Source organism: Labrenzia sp. PHM005, assembly GCF_006517275.1.
GTDB lineage: Bacteria > Pseudomonadota > Alphaproteobacteria > Rhizobiales > Stappiaceae > Roseibium.
In genome coordinates this window covers 2027830-2053344 of the sequence record NZ_CP041191.1, presented here as the reverse complement: position 1 = coordinate 2053344, position 25515 = coordinate 2027830, and the positions used below count along the sequence as shown (strand labels likewise).

General features: G+C 55.8%; 23 protein-coding genes. 4 read left to right on the top strand and 19 right to left on the bottom strand.

Translation table 11 applies throughout. The features are described 5' to 3' along the window. Positions 1 to 19: 19 nt before the first annotated feature. The 4 genes from FJ695_RS09320 to xdhA all read right to left on the bottom strand — a co-directional run bounded on the left by FJ695_RS09320 (position 20) and on the right by xdhA (position 6347). The gene (locus tag FJ695_RS09320) at positions 20 to 1603 is read right to left on the bottom strand and encodes a xanthine/uracil/vitamin C permease (RefSeq protein WP_141185183.1); all 1584 of its coding nucleotides are present in this window, start codon (positions 1601 to 1603) and stop codon (positions 20 to 22) included. Positions 1604 to 1668: 65 nt separating this feature from the next. Beyond that, a complete protein-coding gene (gene xdhC, locus FJ695_RS09315; protein ID WP_141185182.1) occupies positions 1669 to 2523 on the bottom strand; it encodes a xanthine dehydrogenase accessory protein XdhC in 855 nt (284 codons plus the stop codon). Between the two features lie 4 nt (positions 2524 to 2527). Further along, positions 2528 to 4870: a xanthine dehydrogenase molybdopterin binding subunit gene (gene xdhB, locus FJ695_RS09310; RefSeq protein WP_141185181.1), complete on the bottom strand. Its 2343-nt coding sequence runs from the start codon at positions 4868 to 4870 to the stop codon at positions 2528 to 2530. 13 nt (positions 4871 to 4883) lie between these two features. Beyond that, the gene (gene xdhA, locus FJ695_RS09305) at positions 4884 to 6347 is read right to left on the bottom strand and encodes a xanthine dehydrogenase small subunit (protein ID WP_141185180.1); all 1464 of its coding nucleotides are present in this window, start codon (positions 6345 to 6347) and stop codon (positions 4884 to 4886) included. Between the two features lie 200 nt (positions 6348 to 6547). Between xdhA and FJ695_RS09300 the strand changes: the two genes are divergently transcribed. Then, positions 6548 to 7456, top strand: coding sequence for a LysR family transcriptional regulator (locus FJ695_RS09300; RefSeq protein ID WP_141185179.1), 909 nt, complete (start codon positions 6548 to 6550; stop codon positions 7454 to 7456). Positions 7457 to 7512: 56 nt separating this feature from the next. Here the strand turns inward: FJ695_RS09300 and uraH are convergent, their stop codons facing one another. Beyond that, complete coding sequence (uraH, locus tag FJ695_RS09295) at positions 7513 to 7866, bottom strand: hydroxyisourate hydrolase (protein WP_141185178.1); 354 nt, start codon at positions 7864 to 7866, stop codon at positions 7513 to 7515. A 508-nt stretch (positions 7867 to 8374) separates the two neighbouring features. On the opposite strand from uraH, the gene FJ695_RS09290 reads away from it, so the two are divergent. Next, on the top strand, positions 8375 to 9802 hold the full coding sequence (locus FJ695_RS09290; protein ID WP_141185177.1) for a uracil-xanthine permease family protein: 1428 nt from the start codon (positions 8375 to 8377) through the stop codon (positions 9800 to 9802). Between the two features lie 478 nt (positions 9803 to 10280). Here FJ695_RS09290 and bhcD read toward each other — a convergent pair whose 3' ends face one another. The 4 genes from bhcD to bhcA form a co-directional block, all read right to left on the bottom strand. Beyond that, positions 10281 to 11246 (bottom strand): iminosuccinate reductase BhcD, encoded by a 966-nt coding sequence (bhcD, locus tag FJ695_RS09285; RefSeq protein WP_141185176.1) that lies wholly within the window; start codon positions 11244 to 11246, stop codon positions 10281 to 10283. Between the two features lie 65 nt (positions 11247 to 11311). Beyond that, positions 11312 to 12475: a 3-hydroxy-D-aspartate aldolase BhcC gene (bhcC, locus tag FJ695_RS09280; protein ID WP_141185175.1), complete on the bottom strand. Its 1164-nt coding sequence runs from the start codon at positions 12473 to 12475 to the stop codon at positions 11312 to 11314. 22 nt (positions 12476 to 12497) lie between these two features. After that, the gene (gene bhcB, locus FJ695_RS09275; protein WP_371708981.1) at positions 12498 to 13469 is read right to left on the bottom strand and encodes a beta-hydroxyaspartate dehydratase BhcB; all 972 of its coding nucleotides are present in this window, start codon (positions 13467 to 13469) and stop codon (positions 12498 to 12500) included. Further along, positions 13466 to 14656, bottom strand: coding sequence for an L-aspartate--glyoxylate aminotransferase BhcA (gene bhcA, locus FJ695_RS09270; protein ID WP_141185174.1), 1191 nt, complete (start codon positions 14654 to 14656; stop codon positions 13466 to 13468). The genes bhcB and bhcA overlap by 4 nt, the downstream gene beginning before the upstream one ends. Before the next feature lie 170 nt (positions 14657 to 14826). Here bhcA and bhcR point away from each other — a divergent pair, with 170 nt between their 5' ends. Beyond that, positions 14827 to 15669, top strand: a complete 843-nt coding sequence (gene bhcR / locus FJ695_RS09265; protein ID WP_141185173.1) for an HTH-type transcriptional regulator BhcR — start codon at positions 14827 to 14829, stop codon at positions 15667 to 15669. Between the two features lie 49 nt (positions 15670 to 15718). On the opposite strand, the gene FJ695_RS09260 is transcribed toward bhcR, so the two are convergent. From FJ695_RS09260 to FJ695_RS09220, 9 genes are all read right to left on the bottom strand, one after another. Beyond that, positions 15719 to 16621 carry a heparin lyase I family protein gene (locus FJ695_RS09260; RefSeq protein WP_168206305.1) on the bottom strand — a complete coding sequence of 301 codons (903 nt, stop codon included), beginning with the start codon at positions 16619 to 16621 and terminating at the stop codon, positions 15719 to 15721. Between the two features lie 81 nt (positions 16622 to 16702). Continuing rightward, entirely contained in the window at positions 16703 to 17044 is a 342-nt protein-coding gene (locus FJ695_RS09255) for a RidA family protein (protein ID WP_141185171.1), read from the bottom strand. Between the two features lie 17 nt (positions 17045 to 17061). After that, positions 17062 to 18444: an FAD/NAD(P)-binding oxidoreductase gene (locus FJ695_RS09250; protein WP_141185170.1), complete on the bottom strand. Its 1383-nt coding sequence runs from the start codon at positions 18442 to 18444 to the stop codon at positions 17062 to 17064. Further along, on the bottom strand, positions 18434 to 18772 hold the full coding sequence (locus tag FJ695_RS09245) for a (2Fe-2S)-binding protein (protein WP_141185169.1): 339 nt from the start codon (positions 18770 to 18772) through the stop codon (positions 18434 to 18436). The genes FJ695_RS09250 and FJ695_RS09245 overlap by 11 nt, the downstream gene beginning before the upstream one ends. Further along, positions 18772 to 19860 (bottom strand): FAD-binding oxidoreductase, encoded by a 1089-nt coding sequence (locus FJ695_RS09240; RefSeq protein WP_141185168.1) that lies wholly within the window; start codon positions 19858 to 19860, stop codon positions 18772 to 18774. Before FJ695_RS09240 ends, FJ695_RS09245 begins: the two co-directional genes overlap by 1 nt. 3 nt (positions 19861 to 19863) lie before the next feature. Continuing rightward, positions 19864 to 20658, bottom strand: coding sequence for an ABC transporter permease (locus FJ695_RS09235; protein WP_141185167.1), 795 nt, complete (start codon positions 20656 to 20658; stop codon positions 19864 to 19866). Positions 20659 to 20667: 9 nt separating this feature from the next. After that, positions 20668 to 21528: an ABC transporter permease gene (locus FJ695_RS09230; protein ID WP_247653811.1), complete on the bottom strand. Its 861-nt coding sequence runs from the start codon at positions 21526 to 21528 to the stop codon at positions 20668 to 20670. Continuing rightward, positions 21525 to 22568: an ABC transporter ATP-binding protein gene (locus tag FJ695_RS09225; RefSeq protein ID WP_141185166.1), complete on the bottom strand. Its 1044-nt coding sequence runs from the start codon at positions 22566 to 22568 to the stop codon at positions 21525 to 21527. Before FJ695_RS09225 ends, FJ695_RS09230 begins: the two co-directional genes overlap by 4 nt. 60 nt (positions 22569 to 22628) lie before the next feature. Beyond that, positions 22629 to 23660, bottom strand: coding sequence for an ABC transporter substrate-binding protein (locus FJ695_RS09220; protein ID WP_141185165.1), 1032 nt, complete (start codon positions 23658 to 23660; stop codon positions 22629 to 22631). Positions 23661 to 23780: 120 nt separating this feature from the next. Here FJ695_RS09220 and FJ695_RS09215 point away from each other — a divergent pair, with 120 nt between their 5' ends. Next, positions 23781 to 24695 (top strand): LysR substrate-binding domain-containing protein, encoded by a 915-nt coding sequence (locus tag FJ695_RS09215; protein WP_141185164.1) that lies wholly within the window; start codon positions 23781 to 23783, stop codon positions 24693 to 24695. Positions 24696 to 24729: 34 nt separating this feature from the next. Here the strand turns inward: FJ695_RS09215 and FJ695_RS09210 are convergent, their stop codons facing one another. Next, positions 24730 to 25455 (bottom strand): uridine monophosphate kinase, encoded by a 726-nt coding sequence (locus FJ695_RS09210; protein WP_141185163.1) that lies wholly within the window; start codon positions 25453 to 25455, stop codon positions 24730 to 24732. Positions 25456 to 25515: the final 60 nt, after the last annotated feature.

The window sequence follows — 25515 nt, the reverse complement described above, 5'->3', positions numbered from 1 at the left end:
GGTGTTTGGATTTAAGTTGTTATTCGCCCGGAGTGGCCTGCGGCTGCACAAGACCATCCGTTTCCGGAACAATCGCCTCTTCCTTGTGGAAGATCGGATAGATGACCAGGAACGCGGCCGCGATCAGGTATCCAAGGCTAACGGCACCGAATTCCGGCATATGCAGCGTCGCAGAATGAACCACGCCAACCGACGACATCACAAAGGCGGCGAATGCAAATCCTGCAGCAATCCGGAACTTGCCATCGATGACACTGGCGACAATCGCGCCCCAAATCAGGCCGGTAAGGATCGCGCCCTGACTGAGCGCCAGATGGCCGGCATAATGCGCGCCTTGCTGAAGCAATGCAGCAGTCAGTTCAGGCGACCCAAGTGGCAGGACTTCTTGTGCACCGGTCGCATTGAGCGCCCCCATCAAAGACCCCCACTTGATGACCAGGAACGCCGACACATGCGGCATCATTGCGATAGTAACAGCCGCCATGTGCTCAACCTTAACCGCATGAGCCGTGTTGGTGATCAGGCTAAGCGCGACAAACACCAGAACCGGAGCAGCAGCGGCAACCGGGATCAGATTGCTCAAGAAAGCCAGGAAACCGAACAGGGCTGCGAGCGGAATGACAATCCCAACACCGATGATGTAACCGGAATGTGCCCCCATGCGCTTGTAGGCCGGATGACCGATGTAGGCGGTGGTCGGGAACGGCGAGCCAAACAGAGCACCGATCATAGTACCGGCACCATCGGTGATCTGGCAGGCAGCAACCGGGTAGTGATCACCAGCAGCTTCCGCGCTCTCCACGTTGTTCATCGTTTCGATGAAGTTGTAGATCTGAACCGGAACCAGAACCAGGAACAGCTCCGGATGTGCAAAGAGGTGCTGGATACCGGCAAGCAAGTCACCGAAGTATGGAAGCGGCGGATAAAAACCAACACCTTCGAAGCTGAAGGACGATTGGCCGATCATCAGCGCGACAGCAGTACCGATGATGAGCGCAAGCAGGCCTGCCGGAATATTGAACGGCAAACGGAACCGGCCAACCAGGCCCCACAGAATGATGATCATCGAGGCAAAACCGATGAACGGATTTTCAAAAACCGTCGCCAGCGGAACCGTGCCGATGAAGACAAGCGCAATGCCGCACAAGGTGCCGAGCATGCCAGCACGTGGTGTGACCTTCTTCAGCCATGGCCCAATGATGGCGCCAAGAGCTGCAACAATACCGCCAAGGAAACCGGCACCGATGCCCACCTGCCACGCAAGAACCGGATCGTTTGTCGACCAATAGATCGGCCCAATCACGCCGAAGAGATAGACGAACATCACCGGTGTGGAGATACCGTACGGCAGCGCAGTAACGTCACGGCCATGCTCGGCAGCGGCACGCCGAGCCAGCAGCACATAGACCGCGACACCGGCCAGGATGGCTACTGCTGCCCCCGGAACGATGCGTCCGTAGACGATCTCGGCCGGCATCTGGAAGACAAACTGACAGATGCCACCAAGCACCATCAGATTGACAAGGTTGTCGGTGAACAGCGCCCAAAAGGCGCTGAAATCGCCTCTTGAGAACAATTTATAGTCGAAGCTCCCAACCCGCATACCGGGTCTCCTTTCCGTCAAAAAGACACACTTCGCCTCTCCTCAGGCGCAGTGAGCCTTGTGATTTACTGCGCGGCTTCCAGCAGCGCAGCTTCCTCCCTGCTGCGTGAGACCTGCTGATCCGCGGTCAGAGCGGTCAACACCTCAGCAGCGACAAATGAAGCGATGATTTCCGGCCTTTTGTCCCGGCTGGCAGTTGCCCCGATGGGACAGGTCAGCTGGTCAATGGTCAGACCGTTACAATGGGTCCAGCACCAGGAACGCAACTTGGCGCGTTTGGTGTCGGATCCGATCATGCCGACATAAGCGGCATGACCAAGTTCAAGGGCTGCCGACGTCAGCAAAAAGTCGAGCCCATGGTCATGTGTTAGCACGATAAATGCGCTGTTCGGCGGTGCGTTGAACACATCCACTTCTGGAAGCGCCCGCAGCCGCTTCTCGACCGCAGCATCGCACTTCTGCAATTCTTCCTGGCGCATATCGACCAGAACACATTTCACAGGTGCATGCTGCAGCACATTGGCAAGAGCCCGTCCGACATGCCCGGCACCCATGATGTAGACATGTTGCTGATCGTTTTCTTCTGCCCGGATCCGCTGCAAGGCTTCCCGGCGGTCTTGAGTGTGCATGCGGGTCAAGCGCAGACTTACATGACCGCCGCAGCATTGGCCGATTTCCGGGCCCAGTGGCACATCCATTGTTTCCGTGAGCTTGTTGTCTTCAAGCATGCCACGGCCGCGTTCGATGGCGATCTGCTCCAGCCGCCCACCACCGATTGTGCCCCAAAGCACGGTTGGGGCGACGAACATCTCGGTCCCCGCTTCGCGCGGAGAAGAACCGCGAACGGCTGTCAATTCGACGCGGATGATCGCGCTTTCTGCATCAAAAAACGCGGCCGCCTGGGCAGAAAGCGCAGTCATGATGCTATCCTTTCGACTTTAGCCGTTCAACGGCGAGCAGCACTCGCTCTGGCGTTGCAGGTGCGTCCAGACGCGGACATTCCCGGTAATCGGCAACGCTGGCAACCGCCATCGACAGGGCTTCCAGAACGGACACGCCGAGCATGAACGGCGGTTCGCCAACGGCTTTCGACCTCTTGATGGTCAGTTCACGGTTTTCCGACCAATCGGCCAGGTTGACGTTGAATGTGCGCGGCCGGTCTGAGGCGAGCGGAATCTTGTAGGTCGACGGCGCGTGGGTCCGCAGACGTCCGGCTTTGTCCCACCACAGTTCCTCAGTGGTCAGCCAGCCCATGCCCTGGATGAACGCGCCTTCAATCTGGCCCTTGTCGAGGATCGGGTTCAGCGACCTACCGACATCATGCAGGATATCGGTCCGCTCAACCCGGTACTCACCAGTGAGTGTGTCGATGGAGACTTCCGAGCAGGAGGCACCATAGGCGTAGTAATAGAACGGACGCCCTTTACCAGCTGCCCGGTCCCAGTGAATCTTTGGGGTCTTGTAGAAGCCGGCAGCAGACAGATGGACCCGCGCCATATAGGCCTTGCGCACAAGGTCGTCGAAGGACACGATCTCTTGGCCGACTTGGACGGCGTTGTTGCGGAAGATGATAGTTTCCGGTTCAACACCCCAAGCTTCAGCAGCAAAGGCCACCAGACGGGTTTTCAGTTGCTCTGCGGCATCCAGTGCCGCCATGCCATTCAGGTCCGTTCCGGAAGACGCTGCTGTCGCCGACGTGTTGGGGACCTTCTCCGTCGTCGTTTTGGTGATCTTGATGCGTTCAAAATCAACCTGAAGAGCATCGGCCACCACTTGGGCAATTTTGGTATTCAGCCCCTGCCCCATCTCTGTTCCGCCATGGTTCAGGTGGATGGAGCCATCGTTGTAGATGTGGATCAGTGCACCGGCCTGATTGTACCAGGTTGCAGTGAAGGAGATGCCGAATTTCACCGGCGTCAGTGCAATGCCCTTTTTGATGATCGTAGACGTCTTGTTGAATTCGATGATCGCGTCGCGGCGGGCTTGATAGTCCGCGCTTTCCTCCAGTTCAGCAATCAGGCGCGGCAGGATGTTGTCCTCAACCTCCTGATGATAGGGGGTCAGGTTGCGGCCGTCAGACGCATCACCATAGAAATTCGCCTTGCGGACTTCGAGAGGGTCCTTGCCAAGCGCATAGGCAATCTCTTCGATCATGCGTTCGGCGGCAACCACGCCCTGAGGGCCTCCGAACCCGCGAAACGCCGTATTCGAAACCGTGTTGGTTTTCATCGGCCGGCTGCGCAGGCGGACATGCGGATAATAGTAGGCATTGTCTGCATGAAACAGCGCCCGATCGGTCACAGGTCCTGAGAGATCGGCAGAATAGCCGCAGCGCGCAGCAAAAACACCGTCGACAGCCTCAATGCGACCGGCTTCATCAAAAGCAACGTCATAATCAACGACGAAGTCATGGCGTTTGCCGGTCGCGGTCATATCCTGGTCGCGGTCGGGCCGAATTTTGACCGGGCAATTCCACTTCTTTGCGGCCACCGCAGCAACGGCGGCAAAGAGGTTCATCTGGCTTTCCTTACCGCCGAACCCGCCGCCCATGCGCCGGACATTGACCGTGACAGCATTCGACGGCACACCCAACACATGGGCCACCATATGCTGGGCCTCACTCGGATGCTGGGTCGAACAATGCACGATGACGTCGTCATCCTCGCCGGGCAGAGCAAAGGCAATCTGCCCCTCCAGATACATGTGATCCTGACCACCGATCTGCATCTGCCCAGAGATCCGGTTTTCAGCCGCTTCAAACGCCGGGTCAACTTCACCGCGCTCCAGTTTCAACGGAGCGGTGACAAATGGATGACCAGCTTCTTGTGCTTCGACAGGATCCAGCGCGTGCGGAAGCACGTCGTATTCGACGGCGGCCAACTCAGCAGCGCGGCGGGCCGCATTCCGGCTTTCGGCGACAACCGCAAACAGCGGCTGACCATGAAATTCGGTCTTTTCCGTCGGGAAAACCGGCTCATCCTTCAAGCCGGTCGGGCTGATGTCGTTGACGCCGGGAATATCTTCGGCAGTCAACACACCAACTACACCTGGCGCAGCCAGAACAGCTGCCAAATCCATCGACTTGATAAGACCATGGGCGACGGTCGAGACACCCAGGTAAGCATGTAGCGTGCCTTGTGGCTCACCAATGTCGTCGCAATATTCTGCCCGACCGGTGACGTGTTTTTCCGCGCTGTCGTGCCGGCGGTTGGTATGCACGGCGCCGCTGACGGTCTGAGCTGCTTCTGTGATTTTATCGTGTTTCATGGATTTCTCGTCATCAGGCGGACAGCAGATCAACCGGCTCAGCGGTCTGGTCGTCATGGGCAAGGAAGAAACGCTGCAGCAGATTGCGCGCAACGGTGATCCGGTATTGAGCAGATGCCCGCCAATCCGAAAGTGGCTGGAAATCGACCTCAAGCGCTTTGCCCGCAGCCGCAAATGTTGCCGCATTCCACGGCTGACCGATCAAGACTGCTTCGGCAGCAGCCGCCCTCTTCGGCGTTCCGGCCATGCCGCCAAATGCCAAACGGGCTGCGGTGACAATTCCATTTTCAACCGTGACATTGAAACCGGCGGCCACCGAAGAAATATCCTCATCCCGGCGCTTGGAAATCTTGTAAGCGTCGTGACGCTGATTGGCTTTCGGACGCGGAATTGTGATTGCTTCGACAAATTCCCCCGGCGCCCGGTCTTGTTTGCCGTATTCAATGAAGAAATCTTCCAGTGGCAGCGTCCGCTGTGTCTTGCCTTTGCGAAGTGTGATTTCTGCTTCGAGTGCAATCAACACCGGTGGTGTGTCGCCGATCGGCGAACCATTGGCGATGTTGCCGCCTATCGTGCCCATGTTGCGGACCTGCTGACCGGCGATCCGGTCCCAATACGCCTCCAGATGAGGGAAAGCGGAGCGGATGCTGTCTTGGACTTCGGTGTAGGTAACCCCTGCTCCGATTTCGAGCGCCGTGTCAGAGAGGGTCACAGACTTCAACTCTTCCAGATGCGCAATAAAAACTGCCGGGCCAATCGGTCGCATGAATTTGGTGACCCAAAGACCAACATCGGTTGACCCAGCAACAATTGTCGCCTGCGGCCACTCTGTCAAAACGTCCGCTAGGTCTGCAACGCTCGCTGGGACAATCGCCCGGTTATCTTCAGGGCCACAGACCACCCGCAGGCCGTCATTGAGATCTGCCAAACGCTGTGAAATTGCTTCACGCTCGGCGTTCAGAAAATCTTTGGCGGGCGTTCCGTATTGATTGGCTGCCATCGCCGCGGCAATGATTGGCTGGTAACCTGTGCAGCGGCAGAGATTCCCCTGGATCGCCGTTTCAACTTGAGTTTCCGTCGGCTCCGGATTTCCCATCCAGAGCGCATAAAGCGACATGATGAACCCTGGTGTACAGAACCCGCATTGGCTGCCGTGAAAATCGACCATTGCCTGCTGGATCGGATGAAGCTGACCTGCTTCCCCTTTCAGATGTTCGATCGTCACCACATGACAGCCGTCGAGCGAGGCCACAAACCGGATACAAGCATTGACGGTTTCATAGATCAGCTGGCCGTCAAGGAGCCGCCCAACAAGAACCGTACACGCCCCGCAATCGCCTTCCGCGCAGCCTTCCTTCGTTCCAGTCAGGCGGCGTTCCAATCTCAGAAAGTCGAGTAGTGTGGCATCAGCTTCAACATCGCGGACCGCCACATCACGGCCGTTCAATAGAAACCGAATTTCATTGCGCTGGTTCATCACGTCCTCAAGTGCTCTCATCTCACCAAGGACCGTACTTCTACGCAGTCTTGCGAAAAATCAGGCGAATCCGGAAATTCTTTCAACAGATCATTGAAAATACCCGTGCGATACTCTGCATAAAGGCGGCTAGTCCCCAATTGGGAACAAATGCCAAACACGTGCAATAACAATGAGAAACCGAGCAACGGAGACTGATCATGGCCTATCTGGAAAGCCTGCGTGTATTCACACGTGTGGTGGAACTTGGCAGCATCACTGCTGGTGGCCGTGACCTTAGAATGACACCTGCTGTCGCCAGCAAGCGCATCAAGGAGCTGGAAAAGCATCTTGGCGCACGGCTGTTCAACCGGACCACCCGTTCTTTGACTCCAACCGAAGTCGGCAAAGTTTTTTACGAACACGCGCTCAAAGCGCTGCAGTCCATCGACGATGCGGAGGCGGCAGTTGCGAGTTTCTCCGACATGCCGCGGGGGGTTCTGCGAGTCACCGCACCGCTGGGTGCCGGCCGGCGCATTATCTCGCCACTGGTGCCAAAGTTCGTCGAGCAGTTCCCGGCGACGGAAGTCCACATGCGGCTCTCTGACCGCAAAGTCGACATTCTATCTGATGGCCTGGATGTCGCCTTTTTCATCGGCACACCGGAGGATTCCAATCTCAAGCTAAGAAAAATCGCCGATTGTCCGCGCGTGGTCTGTGCTGCGCCCGACTACCTCAAAAAACACGGCACACCGCAGACGCCTGACGATCTGTTGAGCGAGCAGCACAACTGTCTGCTCCTGCGTTATCCGCATTCGCCAGAATATTTTTGGGTTTTGCAGACAGCGGACGGACCGAAGAAACTCCAGGTATCCGGAAAATACGATGCCGATCACAGCGATGTTCTGACCGATTGGGCGCTCAATGGCTACGGCATCGTCAACAAACCCCGGTTTGATGTTGCTGAACATCTGCGCAATGGAGACTTGGTCGAAATTCTGACCGAGACACCGCCGCCGCCAACCATTTTCGGATGCCTTTATCCGCATCGGAGGCTGCAGGATCCGAAGATCCGGCATTTTGTCGACTTCATCATCAAACATGCCGACATAGGGCCCGGTGCTAGTTGACCCATGATGAAAAAACACGGCTCTGACCAATCAGTCGGTCAGAGCCCAAGTACCGCTCAGCTGCCGCGGTAGGTCGAGTAACTGAACGGCGAAACCAACAGCGGCACATGATAGTGCGCCTCTTCCGACATGCCAAAACGCAGCGGCACTACGTCCAAAAACTTCGGCTCCGGCAGATCAATACCAGCAGCATCAAAATAGGCGCCAACATGGAATTCGAGTTCATAGGTACCGGTCTTGAACTCGTCTGCCGGAAGGATATGACTGTCCGTTCGCCCATCATCATTGGTCACCAGACTGCGGATAAAAACCCGTTCTGCTGCAGTGATCTTATAAAGGTCGATTTTGATGCCCTTGCCCGGGCAGCCCTGGGCGGTGTCGAGAACATGGGTCGTAAGGTATCCAGCCATCTGGCGCTCCTGAAAAATCCGTTTTGCAAATAATGCGGCCCGCGTGCTTTGAAAGACACCTGCGGTTATCCGAAAGCACTTTCAGAAATTACCGGAAAATACGTAGATTATTTTGCTTTATAAGAAAAGCTGACAGCAATTGTTAGACGGATCAATAAAATGCCTGAAATCCCGGAGACAAATTCCGGACTGAGACTTCAGGTCCCAGCTGCCTATTACAGAGCAACTGGCCACGTCAGCATGGCTGCCTTCAGTCTTCACGCTGACAAAACAACATCCCCATCACCACGAACAAAAAAAACCGGACCAGCCATCGCAGAGAAACAACCGTTTCTGGCAAGTTCCGGGGTTAAGGCACCAAGCCCAATAAATCCCGATTTCCGGCTCCGGGAGCGCCGGGATTCAATCATGTGGCAGCTCAGCCAAACCAGGTAAGCCCGCCACATCAGGCCGATCATTGCCCATCAAACGAGGCAAGGACGGTCACTTGACCCTCAGAGGAGTGAATATGAGCAACGCATCTATTGGAACGCCAGAGCAGCTGCGCGATCCCAATTATACGCCACCCTTAACCAAGGCGATTCCACTTGGAATTCAACATGTCCTGGCCATGTTCGTATCTAACGTAACACCCGCAATAATTGTGGCGGGCGCCGCCGGTTTTGGTTTCGGATCGAATTCACCTGACTTCCCGGAACTTCTTTACCTGATCCAGATGTCGATGCTGTTTGCCGGTGTGGCGACACTGCTTCAAACCATCACGCTCGGCCCGGTCGGCGCTGGGCTGCCGATTGTTCAGGGCACGTCCTTTGCGTTCCTGCCAATCATGATTCCGCTTGTCGCCGGCAAAGGCGTTGACGGGCTCGCCGCAGTCTTTGGCGGGGTTATCATCGGCGGCATGTTCCATGCACTATTGGGTCTATTTATCGGCAAGATCCGCTTTGCCCTGCCGCCGCTTGTCACCGGATTGGTCGTTACAATGATCGGTCTGTCGCTGGTCAAAGTCGGCATCCAGTATTCCGCGGGTGGCGTCCCTGCTATTGGCACACCGGAATACGGCTCTTTGCTCAACTGGTCGGCAGCGCTGGTCGTCATCTTCGTCACACTTGGGCTGAAGTTCTATGCCAGAGGCATGCTGTCAGTCTCTGCAGTCCTGCTGGGCCTGATTGCCGGTTACATCTATGCCCTGATGACCGGGATGCTGACTTTCGACACCATTGCCTCGTCCTGGTCCAACGCCAGCGCATTTGCCCTGCCGCAGCCGTTCAAGTACGGATTTGAAATCTCTGCAGCTGCGGTCATCGGCTTCTGTCTCATGGGCTTTGTCTCGGCGATCGAAACCGTGGGCGACGTAACCGGGATTACAAAAGGCGGCGCAGGCCGCGACGCAACGGATGAGGAGATTTCCGGTGCGACCTACGCTGACGGTCTGGGTAGTACGGTAGCAGGTCTGTTCGGCGCGTTTCCGAACACCTCCTTCAGCCAGAACGTCGGCTTGATCGCCATGACCGGCGTCATGAGCCGGCATGTGGTGACTTGCGGGGCCATCTTCCTGATCATCTGCGGCCTTGTTCCCAAGGTCGGCGGCTTGATCCGCACCGTCCCGATTGAGGTTCTTGGCGGCGGTGTCATCGTCATGTTCGGAATGGTTGTCGCCGCGGGCGTGTCAATGCTCTCAGATGTAAACTGGAACCGCCGTAACATGGTGATCTTCGCGATTTCCCTGACAATCGGACTGGGCCTTAAACTGGATCCAGGCGCACTGCAGCATATGCCGGATACAGCCCGGATCCTGCTGACGACCGGGCTTCTGCCGGCTGCTGCGATCGCCATCATTCTGAACCTGATCCTTCCGGATGAACTATCCGAAGAAGCGACGGAAGAAGTCTCCGGTGGCATGGCCGGCCATGGCAAGGGATCATTGCCAGCGGAATAATCCGACGGTTTGACATCTACGAAATCGATTGGGGCCGCTGCAGCGGCCCTTTTCTTTTGGGCACTCAACATTTCAGAGAAACCGGCTAAACCCCCAGCTGAACCGCATTAGCACAGATCGTTGACATCGGCCCCGGATCAAGTCCGGGGCGGCACAGCAAAAGCGTCAAACACCAGTTCATTAAAACAGCGCACGAGCGTAAAAGACGCATAAAAGCGGCGGGTTGCGCTGTTTTTTTGTTTGAGGACCGAAGAACTCTTTATTGCCGTCCCGGCTCCGAGCCGGGACCTACAAACAGCACCATACTATCCTGATCAATAGGGTCCGGATCGATTTCAGGGGCAGCAACCCCATGATTGGTCTGTTTCCTGCGCGGTAGTCGAAAAGCTGAAAAAGTGCCTGTGAAAAACAAAAAAGAGGGCCAGCGTTTCCGCCGGCCCTAGGCAAGGTTCTTGGATATTGCTTTGGCAGAATGCTGTTAGAAATCGACGTTGATCGCGACGCCTTTTTCGACTGCAAGGTCGACAACCGCTGAAGCAACGGCCAAGTCCTGAAGACCAACGCCGGTGCCGTCGAACAGCGTGATTTCATCGTCCAAAGTCCGCCCGGCATGTGTGCCGTTAATGACCGCCCCGATTTCGTTGATATCGCTTTCGGATATCAGCCCGCTTGCAATAGCATGCTGGCATTCGCCGATGGTGGAGGACTGGGCAACCTCATCGGTGAACACGGTGGCCTTGGCAACCAGCTCCGCTTCGACTTCCTGCTTGCCTTTGGTGTCGGTGCCCATGCAGGCAATATGCGTTCCCGGGGTCACCTGAGCAGCTTTGAGAATCGGGTCAAAGCTCGACGTGATGGAAATGATCACATCTGCATCCGCACCCAATTGATCCAGTTCCACAGCTTCGAACGGCAAACCAAGCTCAGATGCGGTCTCTTCAAGACGGGACAGCATTTCCGGATGCAGGTTCCAGCCAATCACCTTTTCAAAGGAGCGCTGTTCAACAGCGGCCCGCATCTGAAACGCGGATTGATGACCAGCACCGATCATGCCCAGAACGTTGGCGTCCTTGCGGGCCAGGTGTTTGATGGAGACCGCAGAGGCGGCCGCCGTGCGCAGAGCCGTCAGCAGATTGCCGCCAACTACTGCTTTGGCCTTGCCGGTGTCCGCATCAAACAAAAACACCGTTGATTGGTGGTTGGTTAGGCCCTTGTCGGCATTGCCCGGCCAATACCCGCCGGATTTCAGGCCCAGCGCCAGGGATGAGCGGTCAAAACCGGATTTAAAGCCATAGAGCGCATCGGCATGCCCGATGGCTTCGCGAATGACCGGGAAATTATAGGCGGCCCCGCTCGACATGGCGGCAAAGACGCTCTCAACCGCATCAAAGGCTTCTGCGCGGCCGAGTAGCCCAGCAATTTCCTTTTCAGGAACGATGATCATTTGGTTCTCCAGAAAAAAAGGCTAAGCCCTTCCGAGCCTAGCCTGAAAACGGTTTAGACAGTGGATCAGTAAGCCTTGCCGCGGGCAGACACCGGCCAGACTGTCTCTACTTTGCCGCCGCGCACGCCGACGTACCAGTCGTGAACGTTGGCGGTCGGATCACAGTGCCCCGGAACCAGCTTCAGCTTCTCACCAACTTTCAGAACGCCTTGCGGGTCGGCGATGACGCCATGCTCATCAGAGCATTTGACGTATTCAACATCGTCGCGGCCATAGATGAACGGCAGACCGCTATCGACGGACTGGGCTTTCAAACCGGCATCACAGATCGCCTTGTCCGCTTTTGCGTGGCTCATCACTTGGGTCAGGATGAAAAACGCGTTTTCCCACTCTCCCTGGTCGATCCGCTTGCCGTCCTTATCGAGGATCCGGCCATAGTCAGCATCCATGAACGCATAGGACCCGCACTGCAGCTCGTTATAAACGCCAGAGTTGGATTCAAAATAGTAAGACCCCGTGCCGCCGCCAGAGACCAGCTCAGGCTCCAGTCCTTCGGCCTTCAAGCCTTCAACCGCGTCCTTGACCATCGCGATTGCGATATCGAGTTTTTCTTTGCGCGCTTCATATGTATCGAGGTGCTGCATGGCGCCCTGATAAGCCTGAATGCCGGTGAACTTCAGGTTCGAGGCAGCGTCAACGGCCTTCGCGATGGCAACAACATCTTCCGTTTTCGTGACACCGCAGCGGCCTGCGCCGCAGTCGATCTCGATGAAGATTTCCAGCGTCGTGCCCGCTTCAGTTGCAGCAGCAGACAATTCGGCAACATTGTCGATGTCATCGACACAGACAATGGTACGGGCGCCGAGCTTAGGCAGCTGGGCTAGGCGTTTGATCTTGGCCGGGTCGCGCACCTGGTTGGATACCAGAACGTCCTTGATGCCGCCGCGGGCAAAGACTTCCGCTTCACTGACCTTTTGGCAGCAAACGCCAACCGCACCGCCCAAACGTTCCTGCAATTTGGCAACGTCAACGGACTTGTGCATCTTGCCGTGAACCCGGTGGCGCATGCCATGGGCCTTGGCGTAATCGCCCATTTTTTTGATGTTGCGCTCCAGCGCGTCAAGATCGAGCACCAGGCACGGTGTTTGAATGTCAGCAGCATCCATGCCCGGGAGGGCCGGAACATCGTAACCGACTTCGAGTTTTTCAAATCCAGTGTGTGCGTTCATAAGAGTTATCTCCGAAAGGGACTTAAACGGTCCAGGGAAGTTTGTTCAAATCAACGTTGCCGCCGGTGATAATCACCCCAACGCGCTTACCTGCGAAAACGTCTTTGTTCTTTAAAATGGTGGCCAACGGGACTGCGGAAGACGGTTCCATGACGATCTTCATCCGCGCCCAGATCAGACGCATCGCATCAATGATTTCCTGTTCCGAAGCAGTCAGAATATCCGTGACGTGATTGGACACGAAGTGCCAGGTCAGATCCTTGAGCGGAACTTTCAAGCCATCCGCCACCGTATTTGGCGCATCATCGGCAATGATGTGGCCAGCGCGGAAACTGCGAGCTGCATCATCCGCCTGTTCCGGTTCCGCTGCGTAGATTTTCACTTCCGGCGCCAGGTTGGACAGCGTCAGGCAGGTGCCCGATACCATGCCGCCGCCGCCTATCGGCGCAATCACAGCATCCAGGCCGTCGGTCTGTTCCATCAACTCCTTGGAACACGTGCCCTGCCCAGCGATCACCCGGTGATCGTTGTAGGGGTGAACGAATTCCGCACCGGTTTTCTTTTCAACTTCGGCAAAGACCGCTTCGCGGCTGGAGGTCGACGGTTCGCACTCTGTGATGATGCCGCCATATCCGCGCACGGCGTCTTTCTTGGCCTGCGGCGCCGTGCGCGGCATGACCACATGACATGGAATGCCGCGGCGGCCAGCCGCATAGGACAAACTCAGAGCATGGTTGCCTGAGCTGTGCGTGGCAACACCCGCTTTTGCGGTGTCCTCATCAAGACCAAAGACGGCGTTGGACGCACCACGAACCTTGAAGGCACCGGCTTTTTGAAAATTCTCGCATTTGAAGAACAGTTCAACGCCGGTCAGATCATTCAAGAAGGACGACGTCAGAACGGGAGTGCGGTGAACATGCGGTTTGATCCGCTCATGAGCGACCAACATGTCTTCCAGCGTTGGAATATAGGTGTTTAGGGCGTCGGTTTTCACGCGGCCTCCTTTGAGGAAACAACTTCCTCAGTCCGGTAGTAATCTTGTGCTGCGGCAACGCCGGAGCCGAGTTTGATGGAAAGTCCGAGGTCCGCCATAACCATCTCAGCTGTTGCCAGGCCGGACAGGGTCATAACGTCGGTCAGACTGCCAAGGTGGCCGATCCGGAACACCTTGCCCGCAACCTCCCCAAGGCCAACGCCAAACGCGACACCGTATTTCCCGGCTGCATGGGTAACGATGTCGGTGGCGTTGAAGCCTTCGGGAGTGCGGATGGCGCTGACAGTGTCGGAATAGACATCCCGCGAACCGGCGCAAAGCTGCAGACCCCAAGCGCGGACAGCCGCGCGAACGCCTTCAGCAATCCGGTGGTGACGGGCAAAAACGTTGTCGAGGCCCTCGTCGAGCAGCATGTCACAACTCTGCTTCAAGCCATTCAAAAGGCCGACGGCAGGCGTATAAGGATACGCATTAACCGCATAGGATTTTCGCATGTCGCGGATATCAAAGAAGGTCCGGGGCAGCTTTGCTTTCTCAACAGCGGCTTGGGCTTTTGGCGAGAGGCCAACAATTGCGAGACCGGCGGGCAGCATGAAGCCTTTCTGCGAACCGGTGACAGCCGCATCGACGCCCCACTCATCCATCCGGAAGTCCATGGAAGCAATCGAGCTGACACCATCGACATACAAAAGCGCTGGGTGTTTGGCATTGTTGAGCGCCCGGCGGACAGCAGCAATGTCGGATTTAACGCCGGTCGCCGTCTCGTTGTGCGTCGCCAGAACAGCCTTGATCTCGTGGTATTTGTCGGCAGCCAGGATCTCTTCGTATTTGTCAGCCGGCAGGCCAGTGCCCCAAGGCGCCTCGACAATTTCAACTTCCAGACCGTGGCGCTGACACAGATCGATCCAGCGGTGGGAGAACATGCCGTTGCGCGCAGCCAGGATCTTGTCGCCAGGACTCAAGGTGTTGGTGATGACCGTTTCCCAGCCGCCGGTACCGGTCGACGGGAAGATGAAGACCTCCGCCAACTCCGTTTTCAGGATCTTTTTTACACCCGCCAGCGCAGGCTGAAGGATTTCTCCGAACAAGGGAGAGCGGTGGTCCAGGGTTGGCATATCGCAGGCCTTACGAAGCGCCTCGGGCATATTGGTCGGGCCTGGAATAAAAACAGGGTTTTGAAAGCTCATGGCCGTTTCCTCTCACGGTTTTGACCTGACGGTACCGGAGAGATGTAAGAGCCCGCAATTTTTTTAAAAAACTTTTTTAAAAATAGTATGTACCAAATATATCAATCTTGTCAAAGAGATAAGTTTTTCATATGATGAATTAATTTTTCACAATTTGAAGAGACTGTCTCATGGCAGAGCGTGGTATCGAAAAAAACTCTGAGCGCAAGGCCCGTGGCCGCCCAAGAGCCTGGGATGATAAAACAAGCCAGAACACCATCAAATCGCTTGATCGGGCGATGGCGGTTTTTGAGCACTTGAGTACCCAGTCCGGTGTGTCCTTGTCTGCCCTCTCCGAACAGATGGGAGAATCGACGGCCACTCTTTACCGAATCCTGTTCACGTTGGAGACACGCGGGCTGGTGGAATTCGATCAGGCTCAGCAGCTATGGCAAATCGGTCCGGCCGCTTTTATTGTCGGCGCCCGTTTTTTAAGGCGGACCAGCCTGGTTGAACGTGCCCGCCCGGTTCTGCGAGCCCTTATGGAAGAAACAGGAGAAACAGCAAATCTCGGCATCCAAAAAAGTGATCAGGTCCTGTTTGTCAGCCAGGTGGAAACCCACGCGAATATTCGCGCCTTTTTTCCGCCAGGCTCCCTGTCTCCCCTACATGCATCCGGCATCGGCAAAGCTCTTCTTGCTTTTATGGATCAAGAGCAATGCGATCGGCTAATTGTCAGCGCAGACCGGCAGCGGTTTACAGAACACACACTGTGCGAAGCAGATCAATTGAAAGAAGATTTGGTTCAGGCAAAGGCGCGCGGCTATTCTATTGACGGCGAGGAAAAAAACCTCGGTATGCGCTGTATTGCAGCACCAGTGTTCAATCACTACGGCGAAATCGTCGCCGGCATCTCTGTCTCGGGTCCAACAAGCCGGGTTTCCGTCGACAAGATTTCCAGCCTCGCCACGTCGGTCATGACAGCGGCCGGCAATTTGACAACCGCACTTGGAGGCGAACCGGCAGCGCACTGAGTGGAAAGGCGCCGCAGAATTGGCGTCTCACTTAAACTCAATGCCAGGATCACTGAAATATCGGATCTGTCAGTCCGATGGCCTCAGCCGAGGACCCACTCCCATATCCCTTATGATAGGCGGTGAAGGGAACATCGAAATCGGTGACAGTGTAAAGGCCGATTTTGAAGTAATAGCCGTCCACTTCTTCATCGGAATACCCCGTCGAACCTGAATAACGAATAATCTCCTCCCAAACACCTTCGGTACAAGCGACGTCCAACGGCCGGCATTGCCGTTTCCACCCGACCAATTCACCGTCCGCTTCCGGGGACCAGACAATTTTGTAGGCATATTCGTGGAAGACTTCGCGCTCCAATTCAGGGAGTGAGTAGACGATCTCTCCGTCCCCCTTTTTGGTCCCCAGTTCCTTGATGCGGGCATCGTTCCACAAGGTCACCACAAATCGGCCGTCCCACAACCGGTGTGACAACGGCGGCCGCAGGCTGTCATGCCCTTCCCGCATCCTTTCATGCCATTGAGCCGTCACCAGACGGTGCTTTGCCTCAACGGGAAAGTCGCTTGGGAGAAGAGTTGAAAACCGGTACCAGGTCTCATCCCCGTTTTTGGCGACATGCATATCCCGCAATTCCGCCCGGACGCCGGACGAAATTTTCTTGTCGTCCGGTGAAATCGTAAACTTGATTGCGCTGATGTTTTCATCTGGCAAATCAATTTCAACCACCTCGGCCGAGTTGCAATCGACAAGCCTTTTGGTGCTGATATCTTTGGGAATGTCAGCCGGGTCGATATCGCATTTGATCGACTGCTCGGTGATCGTAACCGGAACACCTTCGACAACGACCTCCTGCTGCGCAACAGCAACAGTGCCACCAACCAACCCATAGGCGACAATAAAACCGGCAATCCTTGTCAGGTTAGCCGACAACAATTGATTACTTATCCGATACATCTGCTGACGCCCCATCCTGATAATCCCCGCGATAACGGCCTCAACGACAAGATAGAGCAGCCAGCAGAAGACACAAGAAAATCAGACAGCAGCTGTCACAATGATTTCGACTTTAAGTTCCGGCCGGGCCAGTTTCGCCTCACCGCACGCACGTGCTGGCGCATGACCTTCCGGCACCCAGGCATCCCAAACTTCATTCATCTCAGCAAAGTCCGACATGTCCGCAAGCCAGACAATCGCCTGAAGAGTTTGTGATTTCGACGATCCCGCTTCTTCTAAAAGTTTCTCGACCCGGGAGAGACATTCACGGGTTTGATCCGCGACACTGTCTCCAGCAATCCCAACCTGTCCGCACAGATAGGCCACACCATTGTGTTTGACGATTTTGCTCATGCGGGCGGATGTATGTAGACGTTCAATCATTTTGATCCTTTGGAATTTCATTCAGCTTCATAAGCCGCCAGTTCGCCAAGGGTTACCGGTTTCAAAGGTGTCCGAATCCGAAACGCGCCGGTTTCATCTTGGCTCTGGCCCGTTTCCTTGGCCAAGATTTCTGTGACCGTCAAGCCGCAAAACCGGCCCTGACACGGCCCCATGCCAGATCGGCCAAAGGCTTTCGCTTGGTTCGGCCCTTTACAACCCAGCACAGCAAACCTCCGGATATCTCCGGCAGTTACTTCCTCACACCGGCAAATGATCGTGCCATCAGCCGGACGTAAGATCTCTTCCGGCGGCGCATAGGCCGTGTCCAAGAACGGCCGGATGGATAGCTCTTTTTCCCGCTTTAATAGAAGAGGCCTCGCCACTTCGTCGCGCGTGGTCTCGGCAATCATCTCTAACTTCTGTAACGCGCCCAGCGCAGCAATCCGGCCAGATAGGGCTGCAACAACGGCACCGCCAATACCAGCGCTATCACCAGCGATACTTATGGCATTTGAGGAAGTGTGACCGTATGCATCGCTTATCGGCTTAAAGCAGCGCTGTGTATCATCGTACCGGTGTTCTAGGCGCAAAGAACGCGTGATTTGCGTGTTTGGAACGACACCGAGATGCACAAGAAATGTTTCCGCTTCTATGCGGTGGTGCCTGCCCTTTGCTTTGAAAGACACAGCTTCGGCACAGTCACTCCCAGAAATCTCAATCTCCGTCGCGGCGGAATATCGTTGAACACCGGCCCGCTTCAACTGCGCGATCAGCCCAATGCCTTTCAGCAGATAGCGCCAACCTCGAAGAGCCCCGCCAAGATGTTCCAAAGCGGCCCGAAGATTTTTTTGCGTCTGGGTTTCGACCAGCGCCTTTGGCGGAGAACCGGCTGCGACCATTTGTGCTGCAACCAGGTAAAGCAAGGGTCCTGCTCCAACCAATACGGCAGAGGGAGCTGCAAAACCTCCCGATTTCAAAAGGATCTGGGCAGCACCCGCAGTCAATACACCTGGCAACGTCCAACCTGGTATCGGCACCGGCCGTTCCGTTGCACCAGTTGCAACAATTATATGCCGGGCCCTGATTTGATCTGCCTTACCGTCCTTGCTGAAGCCAATATGACCGCCTTGCGTAACTTGCCAGACGGACACCCCGGCAAGATGCATCACAGCAGATTCTAAAAACGGCTTAGCAAGCGCAGCGCCTTTAGCATAGTCAGAACCAAGGGTCGTGAACTGGCGGCGGGTCGCGGTGAGAACATTGCGGTAGATCTGACCACCAGGCTGCGATTGCTCATCAAGCAGAACAACCGATGCGCCATGTTTTTCCGCTTCCAAAGCTGCGGACATGCCAGCAGGACCGGCACCTATGACAGCGATATCGAAGACCTTATTTGACATGTTCAACAAAGCCCCCATCCCCATTCATGTGATCCGATTGGGTCTCTGACATGGTCCGAGGCACTTGCTGAACAACGAGGCCGTCTGCGACCGATGTCATGCATGCCTGAACGGTGACACCGTCTATCTGAACAAGGCAATCAAAACAGGCGCCCATCATGCAGAACGGTCCGCGTGGAGCTCCGGAAACCGGGGTTGCGCGTAGGCTCGGCCTGCCTGATGCAAGAAGAGCTGCTGCAACGCTGGCCCCGCGCGGTGCAGAAATTTTCTGACCTTCGAATTCAAACACCACGGTCTCAGCCGCATCAGGCTCAAAAGAAACGAACATCAAAACCGTGCCTCGCTGAAGTCTGAAAGATCGGGAGCCTGATTGGTGCCCATGACCCAGTCCGGCAACAGGGTCGCGTGCGCTGCGGCCAGCGTGATGCCGCTGTGACAAGTCACAAACCTGGCACCCTCATATTTGGCCGACCGCTGATAGATCGGCAGTCCATCGGGCGACATGACCCGCAAGGCCGCCCAGCTCCGGACGAGCTTCGCTTTCGCAAGATGCGGAAAAACCTCGACTGCATGTCGGGCCAGCCCGGCGAGTGTCTCCAGATCTTCCCTGTCATCCGGGCCAATCTCTGCCTTCGAAGCGCCAACCTGGACGCCACCTTCATTAACTTGTCGAAGGGTGCCGGACGGATACTCAAGAAAAAACGGCAGTTTTTCGGTGATTAGAACCTGGCCTTGTTGAGGCCGGACCGGAGCCTTGAAACCAAGGCTCTCACCGAGGTCGGCCGCACCTAGGCCTGCGGACAAGACTATACTTCCGCCTTCGACATGGTCTCCGCTTGCTAAAATCGCTGTGAACGCATGATCGGCAGCTTTAATCTCAACCACCTGTGCCCCAGTGCGGATGTCACCGCCGAGACTCTTGACGCCAATTGTGAGGGCTTTGAGCAACTGAAGCGGATTGACGTGGCCATCCATCGGCGAATAGAGCCCGCCAACCACTTTTGGACCGATCTGCGGTACAAGCTTTTTCAATCCCGTATGGTCGAGAACTTCGAACGGATAATCGCCGCCAACCGCCGTTCGCAACCCTTCAAGTGCTGAGACTTTGTCTGCGAGTTCTTCTTCGTCGGTGAAATAGTCGACACCGCCCTTCTGGCTCAAGGATACATCAATCCCAGACGCAGCTTTCAAATCGTTCGCATATCCTGGCCAGAGACCGGCGGACCGCCGTGACCAAGTCGAATAGGACGGGCAGTCAACGCCTTTGCCTTGGATCCAGACCAGGCCGAAATTTCCGCGTGAAGCCCGGAAATCGCCGTCGCCGCCATCCAGAACCAGGACGGACTTCCCCTGTTGCAGCAGGCCGAAGGCTATGGAAAGCCCGACCACACCGCCTCCAATAATCAGCGTGGTCATGGGTTACCCCTTTCCGACGAAAATCTTGTCGAGACCATAGAGCCGGTCGAGCAGCAGCATAACGGCAAAGGTCAGAACAATCAGAACGGTGGAGACCGAAGCGATCAACGGATCAATGGTTTGCGCGATGTGGTGATACATCCGCACCGGCAGTGTCTGGGTTGCCGGCGATGCGACGAAGACGCTCATGGTGAGCTCGTCGAAACTGGTGATGAACGACAGAAGCCAGCCACCTGCAACACCGGGCAATATGAGCGGCAAGGTTACCCGCCGGAACACAGTCAACTTGGATGCGCCAAGTGTGAGCGCTGCATTTTCCGCATCCTGCGGAAGGCCAGTCGCCGATGCTAAGGCAAGACGCAAGGCATAGGGAGTGATCAGGATAACGTGGGCCGCGGTCAAGCCGGCGAATGTGCCGCCCATACCGATCTTGGAATAGAACTGTAGGAAAGCGACACCAAGCACCAGATGGGGGATCATCAGAGGTGACAGCAAAAACGCTGCGATGACATCACGCCCCGGGAAGCGGTGGCGGGCAATTGCAAGCGCAGCCGGAACAGCAATCGCAACGGCGATTGAGGCAGATAAAAGCGCCAGCCAGCAGGACATCCAGAAAGCGGTGATGAAATCCGGATTTTCCAGGATCGCATAGAACCACCTGAGAGACAGGCCATCGGTCGGCAGGGACAGGTATCCCTTGTCGGTGAAGGAGACGGCGATCACCATCAGCAATGGCGCGAGAATGAAGGCCACAAAGACGGCGTGAAAAATCAGAGCAACAGGCCCAAGACGCTGCATTGCAGGCTCCTATTCGAAGATTTTGGCAAAGCGACGCTCAATCAGCTTGTTGTAGCTGACGATGATCGCGATGTTTGCAAGAAGCAGCAGAACCGCGATTGTCGCACCGAGCGGCCAATTGAGGGTGCTGAGATATTCGTCGTAAGCGGCCGTTGCCACCACCTTCATCCGGCGCCCGCCGATAATCGCTGGCGTCGCAAAGGCACTCGCTGTCAGAGCAAAGACGATGATGCTTCCTGACAAGATTCCGGGCATCGCCTGCGGCAAGGTGATCCGCCAAAGTACCGTCAGTTTGGATGCGCCCAGTGTTAGAGCTGCGTCTTCACTCTGGGTATCGATCTTTTGCAACGCCGCCCAAATGGAGATCACCATAAACGGCACCAGAACATGTACCAGAGCGATGGTCATACCAGTGAAAGTGAACATCAGGCTGACGGGTTTGTCTGAAAACCCGAGGCCCTGTGCCACCATGGTCAGCACACCGCTGCCGCCGAAAAACAGTGCCCACCCGAGAGTGCGCACAACAACGGAAATCAGCAGAGGTCCAAGAACGACCAACAGGAAAATCGACCGCCAAGGATTACTCAGCCGGGACAGAACGTAGGCTTCGGGAGCCCCGATCAACACACAAATGATCGTCACCAAGAGCGCAAGACCGAAGGTTCGGGCGAAGATCTTGTGAAAATAAGGATCTCCCAAAACGTCTGCGTAATTGGCCAGCGTCCAACCCGGCAGAACGCCTGCAGTGAAATCGTAAGCGTGTAGACTGAGCAGGAATGTCAGCACCATCGGCACACCGAGCAGCGCCGCAAAAAAGACCACCCCAGGGCCGGTCATTAGATAAGAAGTCAAACGCGAGGTCGTCATCATGCAGCCTCGGCAAACAAGGTCATGGCGTCTGCAGGCCAGCTAAGGCGTGCAGATTGACCGCGGGCAAAGCCCGGTGCGCCAGTGTTGGTCTGCGCGACGAACAATTCGCCCATCGGACTGTCAACTCTGTAGAGCCAGCTAGACCCCATGAAGATGGCTGCGCGGATGGTGGCCACATGGCCGTCGCCGTCGGCTGACAGAACGAATTTTTCCGGGCGGATCGACAAGGTGACGCCATCGCCTTTGGGATGCCCGTGACCAGGCGCAGACAGCACCTGACCATCAACCGTAATCGTATCCTCGCCGCACGCGATGCCGGTGATCAGATTGGTTTTGCCAACAAAGTCGGACACAAAGGTGTTGGTCGGCCGCTCATAAAGATCCAGCGGTGCTGCGATCTGCGCCATCTCCCCGTCTCGCATCACAACGATCCGGTCGGACATCGACAAGGCTTCTTCCTGGTCGTGCGTGACGAGAATGGTGGTGACACCGATGTCTTGCTGCAGAAGGCGCAGCTCGATCCGCATTTCTTCACGAAGCTTCGCATCAAGATTGGAAAGCGGCTCATCGAGAAGCAGAACTGGGGGTTCAATGACCAACGCCCGGGCCAAAGCGACCCGTTGCCGCTGCCCACCGGACATTTGTTTCGGATACCGGTGAATGAAATGAGACAGCTTGACCTGATCAAGTGCCTTTTCCGCCCGTTTCAAGCGTTCTGCCTTTCCGACACCGCGCATTTCCAGGCCAAAGGCAACATTTTCCAAGGCGGTCATATGCGGAAACAAGGCATAGCTCTGGAACACGATGCCCAATCCCCGCTTATTTGGCGGTGTCTTGGTGATGTCCTTGCCATCCAATAGAATACTGCCAGATGTCGGTGGCAAAAGCCCTGCTACCATCTGAAGAGTCGTCGTCTTGCCGCAGCCGGACGGCCCGAGAAGGGATATGAACTCACCCCGCTCGATGGATAGTGTCATGTCGCGAACGGCACGAAAATCCCCGAAGGACTTTGTGAGATTTTGAAGGGTGAGGAAAGTCATAAGGCGTCTCAGGTAAAAGTGCGAAGACGCGCAAGCGCGCGTCTCCAAAGGGAAGGCCGATCAGTTTTCGATACGACGGGTCCACTGCTGGGTCCAGGCACCGCGCTCTTTGTTGACGACGGTGTAGTCGATTGTGACAAGCTTATCGACACGTCCAGGACCGACCGGCAATGCACCAATCTCTTCGTCGGAAAGTTCGGTGTTCCGGTTGACCGGGCCCCAGCCTTTCTCAACAGCAAAATAGCGCTGCATTTCCGCTGAAACCATAAACTTCAAGAAGTCCTGCGCGAGTTCCGGCACATCGGAATCCACAACCGGGCACGCCCCGATCAGGAGATTGACAGCACCTTCATCCGGGTAGGCAAACGCCCCCGGAAAACCGGTGTCAGCGAGAGACTTCAAGCGGCCACTGCCCCAAACGGACATCGCGATTTCTCCATTTTGGAAGAGCTCGGACATCTTGCCGGAAGACGGCTCATAAACGAGTACATTATCGCCGATCTTGTCTTCAAACATCTTGAAACCAGGCTCGATGTTCGTTTCGCCGCCACCGTTCAGCTTGGCTGCCATGATGAGGGCAAGCAGGCCATAACCGTTGGTGATCGGCGGAATAGCGATCATTCCTTTAAACTTTGGATCGGCAAGATCCGCCCAGGATGTTGGCGCATTCCAACCTTTTTCTTCAAACATCTCTTTGTTGTAGGCAAGGCCGGTTGCGACGATACCGACACCCACAGCCTTGCCTTCCGGCATGCGCGCTGCGTCGTAAAGTCCACTAAAGGTCTCAGGGTCGACTGTGTCGCAGTATCCGAAATTGATGGCTTGGGTCATCGGACCGTCATCGATGAAGGCGATGTCAATTTCCTGTGCACCTTCTTGTGCGCGCAGCTTTGCCAGAGTGTCAGTGGAGTTACCGGACACATAAACGACTTTGGCGCCAGTCTTCTCCTGCCAGCGCGGGATGATGACATCCTTGAACAAAGCTTCAGTGGATCCGCCATAGGCGGCGAGATAAACGGTTTTTTCTTCTGCTTGAGCAAATGTGGCAGATACGGCCAGCGCAGCAGCGGCAGTGGTCAGCAAGGCACGCATGCGGGTTCCCCTCTTCTTTATTGACGTGACCTGTGATGCCGAACGGCATTCCATATATCAAGTTCCAATTTTTTAGAATATCATGCATAAATGTTATGATATGAAAATCTGGACGATCCTATGCGCTTGAATCACCGCCAACTCGAAGCCTTCCGGGCAATGATCGAAACCAGCAGCGTGACCGAGGCCGCCAAACGGATCCACATCACCCAACCCGCAGCAAGCCGGCTCCTATCCGACCTAGAACATCAAGTCGGTTACCCCTTGTTTTCACGAGTAAAAAACCGGCTCACGCCGACTCCAGAAGCACAGGCGCTCTTCGAAGAAGTCGAGCGTTCCTTTATTGGCCTTGAGACAATCGCAGAGGCTGCGCGTGAGATTGGAACCTACCGGCGCGGCACACTTCATATCGCAGGCATGCCCGCGATGGCCCTGGAATTCTTGCCATCAATAATTGGAAGTTTTTGTAAGGAGCGGCCGGATATTTCTGTCGCCTTGCAGATCCGCAGCTCACAAAAGGTCGCGGACTGCATCGCTACTCAGCAATACGATCTGGGATTTGCAGAGATCAGTGTCAAACACCCTGGCGTAACATCTGAAGTGCTCTTGACGGCACCGCTGGTAGCGATTTTGCCGATCGGCCATTCCCTAGCTGGTAAAGACAGCCTCAAACCCTCTGACATGGAAAACGAGCCGTTCATTTCACTCGGTGCCGGCTATCCGATCCGCCAGAAAATCGATGCGGTTTTTCATGCGGCCGATGTTGAACGCAAACTTCAAGTCGAAACCCAGCTCTCGGTCGCGGTGGGCCAGCTGGTGGCAAGTGGTGCCGGGGTCGGCCTGATAGATCCGATCACAGCAGCGCATCTCGAACAGCAGAACCGCGTAATTGTCCGACCATTTTCACCGAAGATCCAATACAGCTATCAGGCGCTTTACCCAAAACACAAACCGGTCTCACAAATCAGCCGCAGCTTTATGGATATTGTCGCCAAGCACCTTGAAACTTATGACGATAAAAGCGCGCCGGAATGACAAAGATTCCCAGTATCGCGCCAACGCTTATTTGTCAGTAGAACGCGCTTTCGGCATCGCGGGAGACGCGGGTGCCGACCGTATCGCTGTTCACCGCCTCCAAGACAGATGTGCCGGAATCAACACCGATGACGTGGATGTGGACATCGTGCTGTTTGGCCAAAACAAGCGCAGACCGGTCCATGAAACCAAGCGAATTGGTGATTGCGGTTTCGATTGAAAGTGTCTTGTACCGGCGGGCATCGGCATTGAGTTTGGGATCACTGTCATAGACCCCGTCGATGCCGTTTTTCAGGCACAGCACGCTGTTGCAATCAAGTTCGACCGCCCGCTGAACGGACGGATAATCGGTCGTCACATAGGGTTGACCAATGCCGCCGCTCAAGAGCACAAGGCGGCCGCGCTCAAGATGGCGCAAGGCCCGCCGGCGGATGTATTTCTCGCCGATCGCTGGAATATCAACGGCCGACATCAAGCGGACTTCAACATCCGAAGTTGCCTCGATCTTGGCGCGCAGCAAAATGCCGTTGGCAATGGTGCCGAGCATGCCGACATTGTCGGCTTCGACCCTCTCAATGTTCCAATCGGAGGAGGTGGTGCCGCGAAAGATATTGCCACCGCCAACAACGACCACTACTTCATGGCCATTGCGCGCCAGAGACACCAGATATTCAGTGACACGGGAAATCGCGTCGTCGGAAAACACACCACTGGAACCTTCGGCCAGTGCTTCACCGCTCACCTTGACCAACAGTCTCATCGCGCCACCTCGGTTTTGGAATCAAACTGACCAATGGCATCGGATGTGCCCCTTGGAGTC